This window comes from Candidatus Phytoplasma pruni (genome assembly GCF_001277135.1).
GTDB lineage: Bacteria > Bacillota_I > Bacilli_A > Acholeplasmatales > Acholeplasmataceae > Phytoplasma > Phytoplasma pruni.
The window spans coordinates 32,468-45,108 of the sequence record NZ_LHCF01000003.1 but is presented as its reverse complement, the minus strand read 5'-3'; the positions used below and the strand labels follow the sequence as shown (position 1 = coordinate 45,108).

Below are 12,641 nucleotides of genomic sequence, written 5' to 3'. Positions count from 1 at the left end.
GGGAGTTAAGTTTAATAGAAAATTCGTTTTTATATTCAAACAACATTTTATCATAATTCTTTTGTAATCTGTTTTTTTCTTTTTCGGCGCGTTGGAGTTGTTCAGTTAAGGATTTTATTTTTATTTTATCAAATCCATCTTGGGGATTAAGTTCACTTATTTGTTTATTATAACCGTCGCATTCTTTTTGATATTCTAATATTATTTTTTGTCTATCTTTTTGTAATTCTAAACATAATTTCCAACTATTTTTTATTTTGTCAATTTCTTTTTTTTCTTCTTGAGAAAGATCATTTATTGTTAAAACTTCGTTTTCATTTTCTGATAAAATATAATTTTTTATTATATCAAATTTTTCTTTAGTTATTTTAATTTTAGATTTTGGTGTTTCTATTTCGCGTTTGGTTCTTGGTGGATTATTTATTTTTGGATTGTTATCTAATTCTTCATGATAATTTGATAAGGATTTTGGTTCTTGTTTGGTTTCGTAAAGACCTTCAAAAATTCCAATAATAAAAGAAATAACTAAAACGGTTATAATTAAAATAACGATCCAATGTTTTTTAAAAAAATTCATTATTTCATAGCCTTTCCGATAATAGTAGTAATTGATATTATCTTTGAAAATAATTAATTACTACTATTATACAACTTTATTTGATTAATATTAAAGAAAAAGTTTTTTTTATACTGGGATAGAAATTAATTCTGGGATTTTGTTTTGATTAGTTTGTTTGATTCTTTTTTGGACTTTTGCGTAGTTAGGGTTTTGAAGTTTTAGTTCTTCTTTGATGGTATTTATTTCTTCGTTTATGGGTTCTAATTTTATTTCTAGTTGTTCTTGTTGTATTATTTTTGGTTGTTCGTTTTTGATTTCGTCAGTTATTTGTTGTCTTTTGAGTTCTAATTCTTCGGTTATTTTTTCGTATTCGTTGATGACAGAATTTCTATCTTTATTAATATTTTCAATAATGTTTTCTGACTTTCTATGTTCTTGTGTTAAATTATCTTCACTATTACGAGCGTTATATTCTTCTAATTTCTTTTCTTGGTCTTTGTAGTCAGCGTCGAGTTTGGCTAGGTCGCGATCGATGTCTTTGGTATACATTTCTAAGGCTTCTTTGGTAATCATTGGGAGTGATTCTTTGTTTTCGTTCGATACTTCGTTGTACATATGCCATAAACGGTGTCCTTCGTGAAGAACTAAAGTAGTTTTAGTCATACCTTGTGAGAATTTACGTGTGAAAGTAAGTGATTTGCCTATGATTTTCATACCGTATTTGGCAGGGATTAAATCAGTTACTTTATCGAAGGCTTTGAACCCCATTTTACATGCATTACCAAAGGAAAAGGAGTTTTCTTTTTCGTAGGTTTCCATACGAACATGCATGGCTTTATATTTTTCTTTTAAAGATTGATATAATTCTCGTTCGGCCTCTATTTTTTCGATTTTTTTGTTGACTTGTTCGATGTTGTTTCGGATTTCATCACGGCGTTGTTCGACGGATTTTATTTGGTTGAATAAATATTTTTCATTATCATTAAACGTATCATAATTTTTTTGTAATCTATTTTTTTCTTTTTCGGCGCGCTGGAGTATTTCGTTTAGATGTTTTATTTTAATTTCTAATAATCCTATTTGACTTTTTATTTCAGTGATTTGTTTAACTAATGCTATCTTTTCATCATAAAGGATATCTAATTTAGTGCGTAATTTTTGTTTTTCAGTTAAATCAGTGGATTCCGCGATTTGTTTTTCTGTTAGTTTTATTTCTTTTTCTTTATTGGCTAATTCTACTTCTTTTTGTTGAAGTTGGCCTTTTAAGATAGTAATATTACCTGATGTATTTTTGATTTGTTCTTTGATTGCTTTAATTTTATCTTCGTTTTTATTTATTACTTCTTCTATTTTAGCTTTTTGTTCTTTAGTTAGTTCTTGAATTTTATAAAGTTCTTTTAATTCGGCCTCCACTTTGGTTAATTCTTGTTCCCAATTATCTTTTAATCCTTGGTAATTATTAATGACTTTATCGTACTTATCAATAGCTTTATCAATTTCTTGGACTAATTGACCTGCGTATTTACTGGATGGTTCTTTTGGTTTATGAAAGAAACATAAGCAAATGAAACCTAAAATACCGATAATAATTAAAAAATAAGTTAAATAACCTTTCCATGTTGTGGTGTGTTGTGTTGTTTGGTTGGTAGCAAGTTTGCTTTTTAAGAAAAGGAAAATGCCAAAGATAATGGTAGCCATTAAAATCCAAGTGAAATAAGATTTAAAGGTTAGATAAGTTTTAATTAAGTCTAAAGGTGTTTTCATAATTATTTACCTCCTTTCGCTTTAATTTCTTGTTCGATAGTGTTTAAAATGGTGTCATCTTGTGAGATTATCATTTTGTAAGCTTGTTTTAAATCTTCTTGATTGATTTCGTTTCTTCGTGTTTCTCCTTGGCCTCGGTTTTTGGCGAAGGTTGCTACTGTTGTTTTTAACAGGTTTTCTAGAGTACGATTGGCTTTTTTGAATTCTTGGTTAACTGGTAATCTTTCTAAAGCTTCGTTAATTACTTCATATAAATATTGTTTTGCTTCTTCACTGTAAGGGTTTTTACGTTTGTTGATTAAGAATTCTAAAAAGGCTTTTCTTTCTTCTTTATTGCCTGGTTTAACTTCGATGTTATAAGTGAATCTTGATTTGATAGCTTCATCGATTTGGGCGATATGGTTTGTAGCGCCAATGATGAAAATTGGTTTGTCTTTGTTGTTTTCGAATGATGTCATTTCGGTTTTGAATTGGTTAACGATATTTGCATCTTCAGATCCAGGTTTTAAAGTGTTTATAGCTGTAAAGATAGTTTCACACTCGTCTAAGAAGATAATAGCTCCTTTTCCTTTTTGAGCTTCTTCACGTGCTTTGGTGAATAATTCTGTTACCATTCTAGGGCCTATTCCGCAATATGTTTGTGAAAAAATAGCACTACTTACTTCAAAAAAAGGGAGATTAGTTTCTTTGGCTAAAGCTCTGGCTAAGGTTGTTTTCCCAGTACCAGGAACTCCATACATTAAAATGCCTAAGGGCGAATCAACCTCACCAATATTGGTATAGTTTTCTTTATTGTTAAGGTAATCAATAAAACCTTCGACTGCTTTTAATTCTTCTTTGAAACCGATTAATTGGTTAAAAGAGGGAAATTTTTGGTTGTTAGAAGGATGAAAGTTTGATTCTTCTTGATTATTTAATTGTTGTAAATTAGTGTTTGTTTCTTCTTGTGATTCTTTATTTGTATTGGTAATTTGGTTTTGAATTATATCTTTGTTTTGTTGTAGTTTGTCTTTCATTTCTTGGAGATTTTTATTTTGGATTTCTAATTTATGTTGTTGGGTTTTGAGGTTTCTTTCGATTTCTGTTAAAGTTTGATGATGAATCCAAACATAAGTACTTAAAAATAAGACCATAGATGTTATGATGATTATTATTAAATTAGTTGAATTTTTATTTGATTTGTTTTTGATAGTCATCTTAGTTCCTTTCTAACAAAAAAAAGACCAATTAATGATTGGTCTTTTGATGTTTTATTATGCTAAATTAGAGATTTTATTTTCGATTGTTTGACTTCCTCCGTCGAAGGCTTTTCCTTGGGAATCGACTAATTCGTAATCACAAATTAACTCTAATTGAGGGTTTTTATTAGTAATGATTTCTTTTTGTTCGATGCTAATTTGGATCTTAAGTGAACTGATGCCCTTATCATTTAATCTTATTTGTGGGCGTTTAGTATCATCGTAATCATTGTTATCCACTTTTAAACCAACATTTAAATATTTTTCAGGATTGGTAAAAGTTTGAAGTGTGTTATATTTAGTTGATATTTTCAAATATAAAGGAACATTAATATCCATTCCGTTGGAGTTTAGTGTCGCTTCGTGTTCGATCGTAATTAAGTGATTATATTTTTGTTCGTTTAAGTTTGGAATGGGAATTGGTAAAAGGGTTTTATCTTCATTATTGCCACCTGTTCGTTCAATAGTGAAAAAAGGAAGATTGTTCATTAATTGAATTTTTTCTTTTCTTTGTTTAGAAAAGTAATTAGTTAAAGCCAAAATGGATGCGGTAGTGAAAAAGATAGCGATAATAATTGTGATAATAGTTAATATTTTATTTTTGTTTTTTATGTTTTTATTCATATTATTTAGTTCCTCCTGGGATGAGAGATTTAATCAATTCAAGAGAATTATTAATTCCTGTTGTTAACCAGGGAATTTTATTATCGTAGTAAATAATAATGACTTGTAAAATAAAATGTAAAATGATCGTTATGTAAGCTATTTTTTTTAATAAATTGCGTTTTTTTATTGGGATAATAGTTATATTTTCTTGTTTGGGGTTAGTCATTGTTTTTATTTCTTGGTTTTGGTTTGTTTCGTGAGTATTGGGTTTTGTTTTTTTCTTAATGATTTTATTCATATTTAATTTCTCCTTTGTTGGTTGATATTGGTTTATTCTAATGTTAAATCTTTTACTTTATCTTTAATGGTTTTAGATAATTTGAAAGAGACAACGGTTTTCGCAGGGATTTTGAGTTTTTTGCCTGTTTGGGGATTTCTACCAGTGTAGGCTTTACGAGTTTTTAAAATTAATTTACCTATTTTAGAGGATAAAATTACTTCTTCGTTGGAAGTAATGGATTCTATTAGGGTATGTTCGAATGAATTATAAAATTCTTCTGTTTTTGAAATTGAGGTTTTATTAGCCTCAGCTATTTTTTTAATTAATTCTTTTTTAGTCATTTTTAAGTTTCTCCTTTTTGTTTGGTTTATTATTTTTTTTAGTTTGAGATTTTAATTTGCAGCGGTCTTTGAAGTAAGTCCCGCGGGCGATTTCAGTCATGGCGTCGCTCATATTATTTTTTATTCTCCTTTCTGGTTTTCTTTTGAAAAGTTAAGATGTTTAATATCAATGTTCTTTTATTTTAAAATGGTAAATTATCAGTTTGAGATTTATTATCTAAAAAGATGACTTTATGTACGATCACTTTGGTATTTGTTTTCTTTTGACCTTCGTTGTTGGTATATTTTTGGATAGATAATGTTCCTTTGAGATAAATTTTCGATCCTTTATGTAAGTATTTATGAAAATTTTCAGCTTGGGTTCTAAAAACTACACAAGGAATATATTGAACTTTGTCTTTGGTTTGGTTAACTGCTAATTGAAAATCTATTTTTGGAATTTGTTCGTTATTACTGTTAATGTATTGTTTTTCGAGGTCATGTGTAATTCGACCGATTAATTGAACGTTGTTTAACATAATGATATGCTCCTTTTTGAAGTTTTTCTAATTGGTTAAATTTTTGATTTTGACGAATTCTAAAACTAATTTAATTTTCTATTTTTTGGAATTTTACGTTTCGTTTATATCAAAAATTAATCTTTGAAACAGTTTAAAGACTTGTTGAGGTCAAAAATTTAAATTGATTTTTTAATAATTGGTGATAATAATTTCGTGTTTATTGTTTTTATTTGTCAAATTATGGGTAGTACTAGATTTGATACTTTGGAAGTAATAATTTTTAAATAATGCTCTAATTTTGGGAGTATCATAATTGGTGTATAACCATTTAGTTCCTCTTTTATCGGCTTTTTCGAGACAGTTGAATAATTTCACTTGTTCAGTAAAACCAAAAACTCCTTTGTAAAAAGATGATATAGTAATGTTTTTGCCGTTGTAATAAGGTGGATCGATAAACAAAAAATCAGCTTTCTTGGTGGTGGCAATTATTTTTTTGATAATCGACACATAATAAAACATGTTTATTTTTTTGAAAATGTTTTTGTAAGGTGATTAAATTATTTAAATTTAATAGGCTAGTTTTATATTTAGGCTTATAACCAAAAGTTGTATATAAGGATGTATTATCTTTGTATCTTAAAATGCCAAGAAAACAATATTTACTTAAAATAAAGAAAAGTGATGCTTTAGTTAATCTTTTTTTATTTTTTGTTAATGAAAGGTTATATTGGTTTAATAATGTTTTAAAAGCTTCTTTTTGTTGTTTTTGTTGCGATTCAGGGTATTGATAAATAAAGTTTTCAAAAGCTAATGTTTTATTATAAAAATCTTGAGGATTATATAAAATACTTTTCCATATTTGGATGAGTTGTGTGTCATTATCGTTTAAAATGGCTTTTTTAGGCATTAAGGATAAATATAAAGCGCCGCTTCCTAAAAAGGGTTCGTAATAAGTTTTAAATTTTTTAGGAATTAAAGGTAAAAGATGTGGTAATAATTTCTTTTTACAACCAACCCAATTAATGAATTTTTGCATTTTTGTTCTCTTTAAGCCATAAATAAAATAAAAAAAAGATATCCGATATAAGACTGATAAATGTATTAGCTTTAACACCTAATTGAAAATTAAAAGATAAAGTCATAATATTAGTGATAATAAAACCAATATAGGTGAAACTTAAGATAGTTAAAATAATTTTAGGATTCAATTTCATTTATATTCCCTTTCTTAATAAAAAAAAAGACCTGATTCGGGTCTTTTTATTTTTTTAATTTATTGATGGCGATGTTTTTAATATTTTCTACTTGTCTTAAGGTTAAATTTAGTATTTGGGTGATTTCTTGATTGGAATAACTCGGTTGATAAGTTTCATTAATATTTTCTAAAGGAACTCCAAAATTTAATCTAATGACGTTAAACTCCTTTTTATTTAGTTTAGTTTTTATTTTTTTTAAAAATAGTTCATGATTTACTTGTTTTAACCATAATTGATGAGGGTTAAGGATTTTATAATGCCATGTGTGTTTTTCTTCTTGAAAAGAAGTGTTATTGGTTTTATGAGTTTTTTGAGGAATGGAAGGTGAATGACTTTTTCTTATTAATTCGTTGATTTCTGATTTAATAGTTGGTGTCGCATAAGCGATAAAGTCATAACCTAAATCTACATAATTATCTAAAGCTTTGATCAATCCTAAAACCCCTTCTTGATATAAATCTTGTTTTTGAAGTACGCATGGATAATATTTAAATTTAGAAACTAGTTTTTTTACTAAGGGCAAATGTAAATCGATTAATTGATTACGAATTTCTAAATTCTTTTTCTTTTTTAAAAAATCTTTAAATAATTTTTCTCTTAACATTTAATTCCTTTCTAAAAATATTTTTAGAACAGATATGAAATTATTTTTTAGTCTTTGAAAAGAAAAAAAACTAACTTAATAGTTAGTCTTAAAGAATTTTTAAAAAATAAAAAGTGTCTAAACTTTTGGAACACTTCAATCCCCCCTGACAATTGGTGCGGATATAGATGATATTTATTGTCTGCCTCATCAATACCCATTTCTTTCATCAATTGAATTGTTTGTTTTTTAAATTCAGTTTTAGAATAATTTTTCTTGTCTCTTTTAGCTTTAATTTTGAAAACCTCTTCAATTTGTTTGCCAACCTTCATTAACGGATTTAAACTAGTCATAGGGTTTTGAAAAATCATAGTAATTTTTCGCCCTCTAATCTGATTGAAATCTTTATCCGTTATCTTGGTTAAATCCTGATTTTCATACAGGATTTCACCTTTTTTAACAATAGCGTTAGAAGGCAAAAGACCTGCGATAGCTTTAGAGGTGATAGATTTTCCGCTGCCTGATTCGCCACAAATGGCAAAAATTTCCCCTTTTTGAAGGGTAAAATTAACCCCTCTCAAAGCGTAAATCGTACCTTGAGAAGTTTTAAAATTAATTTGTAAATCGATTATTTTTAAAATATCGCTCAAATCGCAACTCCTAATTAATTTCTTTTTTATTAAACACAATTATCAAATGCGTCTCTCAAACTATTTCCTAATAAATTAAAAGCTATCATAATATATATTAAAAAAATAGTCGGATACACGGACAAATGAGGATTCAATTCGATATCGCGAAAACCACGATCTAATAATTCTCCGATACTAAGTCCATTAGGATATTTGATAATGCCTAAAAAACTATATGTTGCTTCGCTTAAAATAAAACTAGGAATAGCTAAAGCAAAAACAGTTATTAAAAGGCCAATAGTATTAGGGAAAATTTGTTGAAACATAATTTTTAAATCATTAGTGCCCAACATGCGAGAAGCTAAAACATATTCTTTATTTTTGTACCTTAAAAACTGAGTACGAGAAATATTATAAAACGGAATCCAGCCTTTTACTAAAAAAGTTATCATGATGGTAGTAAAAGAAACGCCCATTTTTAAAGTTAAAACGATAACTAAAGCTATAAAAGGGATTAAATTTAAAAAATCCACTATTCTGCCGATAAAAAGGTCTGTTTTTCCGCCATAATAACCGGAAAAAGAGCCGATTGAAATACCTATGATCAAATTAACCACAGAAAAGGCAAAAGCTAAAGCTAAAGAAGTTCTAGCTCCTTGACTAATTGCGCTAAATAAGTCTTCTCCTCGGTCCGTAGTTCCAAACCAAAAATACACATTTTGAGGTTTTTTATTGAAAAAACGTTCAAAAATTTTTAATTTAGATTTATATAAACCGTTAGAAGTTTTTTGAAAAGAAATAATACTGTTATTTGTTTCCGCTTGATGGAATTCTGTTTCTGTCAATAATTGGTCTTTTTGAGAAGATAAATATTGTTTATATAAATAAGCATCTACTTTGACAGCTTTTTTGCCTTTTTCGCGAGAATCTTTGGTTTTTTTAACAATGTTTTTATCAAAAGTTTCAATATTGGTTATTTCTTCCTCATAAACTTGAATAGTTTTTGTTCCATCCAAAATGCTTAATTTTTCAATTAATGGTATTTTGGGCGGTAATTTTTCAAAAAAAATTCTATGTTTAGATTGAATATCTTTCGGCATAGGGTCGGCTAAACCGCCAAATAAAGAAAATAAGAAAAGAAAGAAAAACATGGCTAAAGCAACTTTAGTGCTTTTTATCTTAAATAATTGTTTTAAAGAAGTGCGATAATAACCTTTTTTAGGTTCTTTATTTGTTTGGCTAACTTGTTTGCCAGATGAAGTATCAACAGAATCATTTTTAGCCCATTGGAACCCTTTTGGATCTAACTTCATATTTTTCCACCGCCTAATTGAATTCTTGGATCGAATAATGTATAAGAAATATCAGCCAAAATAACAGCTAAAACGCTAATTAAATTATAAAAAACTAAAGAAGCCATAATTAACGGCTGATCGTTTTCTTGGTAGGCTTCGATTAAAAGCCTACCACTACCATTAATGGAAAAAATCCTTTCAATGATAACACTACCAGTAATAATGCTGATTAATTCATAAAATAAAAACGGTGCAAAAGGGACTAAAGCGTTTTTCAAAGAATGCTTGTAAGTTGCTTCTGCAAAAGAAATTCCTTTAGTTCTAGCTAATAAAAAATAATTTTGATTAACTTGTTCGCTTAGTTCAGCTCTTATTTTTCTAATCCACATTGCCATGGTCGTTAAAGTAATAATTAAGATAGGTAAGAAATAAGACATTGCACCAAAGATGAACCCTTTAGTCGACCATTCTGAAGGCGTTGCCACTTGATAAGAAAAAAAATGCCAACGATAAACAAATAAATATTGTAATATAAAAGCGATAATTAAGGTAGGAAGAACGATGAATATAATAGTAAATAAATTAATTCCGTGATCAATCCAAGTATCTTTTTTCATAACAGCCAATATCGCCAACATGACGCCCAAAGGAACCGAAATTAAAGTAGGAATTAAATTCATTTTCAAAGTTGTAGGAATTTTTTCCTGAATAATTTCATTCACAGAACGATTCCTTTTGACAGAAAAACCAAAATCTCCTTTTAAAGCGTTTTTAGCCCAAAGATAAAAGGATTCTAATAACGGTTTATCGTAACCCTCTTGTTCGCAAATAGCTTTCCACGTTAAATCATCCATTTTGGGGGGTCTTATTGGTTTGACAACAGACATTTTAATCAATATAAAGCTTGAAAAAGTTACACTTAAAAAAGTGATGATCGCTAAGGCGAATCTTTTTAATAAATATTTTGTCATGAATTCCTTACCTTTTACAAATCTTGATAATCAGAATCAGAAGTTAAAAATTCATAAGAACTATCGCCCCAACCCCATAAAACATCATAATTAGGCCATAAGTTTTTTAAATTTTTACTTACATAAGCTCCTTTAGCTACGCTAATAGGAATCGCTGGAAGATTTTCTAAAAAGACTCTTTCTAGCGTTTGAACGATGTTGAAGATAGTTTCTTCTTTAGAAGAGGCATACTTGCCTGGATTCATTAAAGTTTTATTCCAATAATGCATAAATTCAGTAATAGTACCTTTCCACAGGTGTTTGCCATTTTCTTTTGTTAAACCTGGGATAGGAATATTATTAGTTGGCTTGCCTTCTTCTTTTTCTTCCTGGTTGAAACCGTTTACAAAATCGTTATACCAAACTGGTTTGTCTTGTTCTAATTCTTGTGTCATTTTAGTTAAATCAATAGAAATTTTGTGTTCAGAAAGACTTTCTATTCCCATGGTTTCGTGACACCATTTTTTATCAGCACCTAAAGAATTGAAATAATAACCAGTAATATTGCAACCTTGAACAGGACTAAATACTAATTCATAATCATACTTATCTGCCTGTAATTTACGGAGATAAGTTTCTCTTGTAATAGAACTTAGTTTAATATTTATTTTATCGCTACCGAAAGTGTTTTCAAAAACATTTTTCAAATAACGCGCTTTTTTGTCGGTTTCTTCACTAGTGTTACTATATATAAATTCCATTTCTAATTTAGGATCCTTTTGGTTATTGACTTTCCATTTGTCATAAGCACGATCAAAAGAAGTTTTTGCTTTTGCAGGATCAAAACCATAAGTATCCATTTGATCAGTTAATATTTTTTGGTTTTCTTTATGATTTGCGCTGGAATTATAAGGAATTTCGAACGGTTCATCGAAATAAACACAAGCTACATCGGGGACAAAAGAAAAGGAAGGATTGCTTAAAATATCTACTTGATTGACAAAATCTTGTCTATCTATAGCATAAAATAAAGCTTTTCTAAAATCTAAATCTTTTAAAATAGATGAAGCTGCTGTTGTTTTGGCATTTTTAAATTCATCTTTTCTATCTAAAACATTAATAGATAAAGATGTTTTATTATCTACAGGGAATTCTTTATAAGTCGGATCTTTGCTGTAACTAGAATAATAATTAGAATCAAGACCGAAAGTGTTTACTTTTCCGTCTTTAAACATAGAGTGTTGAATATCTTTTTTATCAACTATTGTCCAAGAAATCGCTTTATTATGATGTTTATTTTTGTTCCAATAATTGTAATTTTTATTGAAAACATATTTTTGATTTGGCGACCATTCTTTGATTACATAAGGCCCATAAGATTGAATTGGTTTTTTTGGCGTTCCATAAACATTATTTTTTCTTTCGGCTTTATTTTCAAAAGATTCTTCATAATATCTAGGAGGTACTAAAGTAATGGAATCCAAAGCACCCATAGCGTTATATAAAGCTTTTTCACTATTGTAAGTTAAAGTGAAGGAATAAGGATCATTTTCTACTTTTTTAAAACCAGTTACTTGGTTAAAATTAGTGATTTGCCCTTCGTAGTATCCTTTAGCATCTTTTAAATCCATTCCTTCGGCTTTAAAGACGTTTTCTGCGCGAGCATTTTTTTGCTTAGGATCAATATATTGTTTAAGTGTGTATTCTACTGTGCTAGCATCAATTGGTTCGCCGTTTTCAAAAGTTAAACCTTCTTTTAAAGTGAAAGTATAGGAATTTTCAAACACTTTTTTAGATCTTTCGGAATATTCGTTGCCTTCTAGATTTCGGTTATTAGCATCTTTTAATTGAGCGTGTTCTGGAAGTTTTTTGATTATTCCAGGAAGAGTCATCGGTTTTAAAACTTTAGTAGAAATTTTGTTTTCATCTCCAGGAACACATTCGCCTGGTTTATGTTTTTCTTTTCTGTGTTGCGAAAAATCTCCCGGATATGTAGCATATCCTTCTTTGATGGCTTTGTTCCAATCTATATCAGTTACAAAAAAGGAAGATTTCAAATAACATCCTAAATCGTTTACTGTGCCATCTAGAGAATTCATCATATTAATATGCGGAACATCTTGACGAAGAATGATTTTTTTTTGTCTGATCTTCACTATAGTTCACGTTTTTAGAATTTTTAGGTTCTAAATAAGCATGAAGAAGTGCGTCTTCTTCTAATTGGTTTTGACCTTTGTTATCTAATTTTCTTTGTTCTTGTTCTTCCGGAGTGCCATATTCATAAGGTTCTAAATGAGATTCGCCACCATAAGAATAGCGATACCAACCTTTAAAAACCCAATCATTATAAGTTGGTTTAGGCATTTGGTCTAATTGTTTTTTCACTTCTTTAGCGTCCAACCCTTTAGAAACCACCATAGGCAACAAACGTACACCTTTTTTGTCGTGGAAAACTAACATTTTACTGTTGGCGTCTAATTTAACCGGATATAAATTGGTTTTTTCTTCAACAACGTCTAAATAAGGGTTAAAATTTTTAACTCTTTTATCTTCTACTTGTTGAGAAACGTCTTTTTCTTTACTCCAGCGGTATTTATTACCTAAAGATTCATAAAGTTTTTTATTACTTTCATCATC

Annotated in this window: 16 protein-coding genes; all 16 read right to left on the bottom strand. The window is 28.7% G+C overall.

Annotation, left to right across the window (positions count from 1 at the left end):
* Positions 1 to 577: Hsp70 family protein (locus CPX_RS00915; RefSeq protein ID WP_200902621.1), on the bottom strand; the 577-nt coding region annotated here is incomplete at its 3' end.
* Positions 578 to 685: 108 nt separating this feature from the next.
* A complete protein-coding gene (locus CPX_RS03080; protein ID WP_053521375.1) occupies positions 686 to 2,323 on the bottom strand; it encodes a hypothetical protein in 1,638 nt (545 codons plus the stop codon).
* 2 nt (positions 2,324 to 2,325) lie between these two features.
* Positions 2,326 to 3,519 carry an AAA family ATPase gene (locus CPX_RS00905; RefSeq protein ID WP_053521374.1) on the bottom strand — a complete coding sequence of 398 codons (1,194 nt, stop codon included), beginning with the start codon at positions 3,517 to 3,519 and terminating at the stop codon, positions 2,326 to 2,328.
* Positions 3,520 to 3,576: 57 nt separating this feature from the next.
* Positions 3,577 to 4,185 carry a hypothetical protein gene (locus CPX_RS00900; RefSeq protein ID WP_053521373.1) on the bottom strand — a complete coding sequence of 203 codons (609 nt, stop codon included), beginning with the start codon at positions 4,183 to 4,185 and terminating at the stop codon, positions 3,577 to 3,579.
* A 1-nt stretch (position 4,186) separates the two neighbouring features.
* Complete coding sequence (locus tag CPX_RS00895; RefSeq protein WP_017193034.1) at positions 4,187 to 4,465, bottom strand: hypothetical protein; 279 nt, start codon at positions 4,463 to 4,465, stop codon at positions 4,187 to 4,189.
* A gap of 32 nt (positions 4,466 to 4,497) precedes the next feature.
* Positions 4,498 to 4,788 (bottom strand): HU family DNA-binding protein, encoded by a 291-nt coding sequence (locus CPX_RS00890; RefSeq protein ID WP_053521372.1) that lies wholly within the window; start codon positions 4,786 to 4,788, stop codon positions 4,498 to 4,500.
* Between the two features lie 182 nt (positions 4,789 to 4,970).
* Positions 4,971 to 5,306, bottom strand: coding sequence for a single-stranded DNA-binding protein (locus CPX_RS00885; protein WP_053521371.1), 336 nt, complete (start codon positions 5,304 to 5,306; stop codon positions 4,971 to 4,973).
* A gap of 171 nt (positions 5,307 to 5,477) precedes the next feature.
* Complete coding sequence (locus CPX_RS03460) at positions 5,478 to 5,747, bottom strand: DNA adenine methylase (RefSeq protein ID WP_268760247.1); 270 nt, start codon at positions 5,745 to 5,747, stop codon at positions 5,478 to 5,480.
* Positions 5,748 to 5,751: 4 nt separating this feature from the next.
* Entirely contained in the window at positions 5,752 to 6,324 is a 573-nt protein-coding gene (locus tag CPX_RS03075; protein ID WP_268760246.1) for a DNA adenine methylase, read from the bottom strand.
* Complete coding sequence (locus CPX_RS00870; protein ID WP_053521370.1) at positions 6,308 to 6,502, bottom strand: hypothetical protein; 195 nt, start codon at positions 6,500 to 6,502, stop codon at positions 6,308 to 6,310. The genes CPX_RS03075 and CPX_RS00870 overlap by 17 nt, the downstream gene beginning before the upstream one ends.
* Before the next feature lie 46 nt (positions 6,503 to 6,548).
* Positions 6,549 to 7,148, bottom strand: a complete 600-nt coding sequence (locus CPX_RS00865) for a sigma-70 family RNA polymerase sigma factor (protein WP_053521369.1) — start codon at positions 7,146 to 7,148, stop codon at positions 6,549 to 6,551.
* A gap of 47 nt (positions 7,149 to 7,195) precedes the next feature.
* Positions 7,196 to 7,777, bottom strand: coding sequence for an ATP-binding cassette domain-containing protein (locus tag CPX_RS00860; RefSeq protein WP_235443184.1), 582 nt, complete (start codon positions 7,775 to 7,777; stop codon positions 7,196 to 7,198).
* Positions 7,778 to 7,806: 29 nt separating this feature from the next.
* Complete coding sequence (locus tag CPX_RS03200; RefSeq protein ID WP_235443183.1) at positions 7,807 to 9,072, bottom strand: ABC transporter permease; 1,266 nt, start codon at positions 9,070 to 9,072, stop codon at positions 7,807 to 7,809.
* Positions 9,069 to 10,025 carry an ABC transporter permease gene (locus CPX_RS00850; RefSeq protein WP_053521368.1) on the bottom strand — a complete coding sequence of 319 codons (957 nt, stop codon included), beginning with the start codon at positions 10,023 to 10,025 and terminating at the stop codon, positions 9,069 to 9,071. Before CPX_RS00850 ends, CPX_RS03200 begins: the two co-directional genes overlap by 4 nt.
* Positions 10,026 to 10,039: 14 nt before the next feature.
* Positions 10,040 to 12,160, bottom strand: coding sequence for an ABC transporter substrate-binding protein (locus tag CPX_RS00845; protein ID WP_235443182.1), 2,121 nt, complete (start codon positions 12,158 to 12,160; stop codon positions 10,040 to 10,042).
* A complete protein-coding gene (locus CPX_RS00840) occupies positions 12,108 to 12,464 on the bottom strand; it encodes a hypothetical protein (protein ID WP_053521367.1) in 357 nt (118 codons plus the stop codon). The genes CPX_RS00845 and CPX_RS00840 overlap by 53 nt, the downstream gene beginning before the upstream one ends.
* Positions 12,465 to 12,641 lie beyond the last annotated feature (177 nt).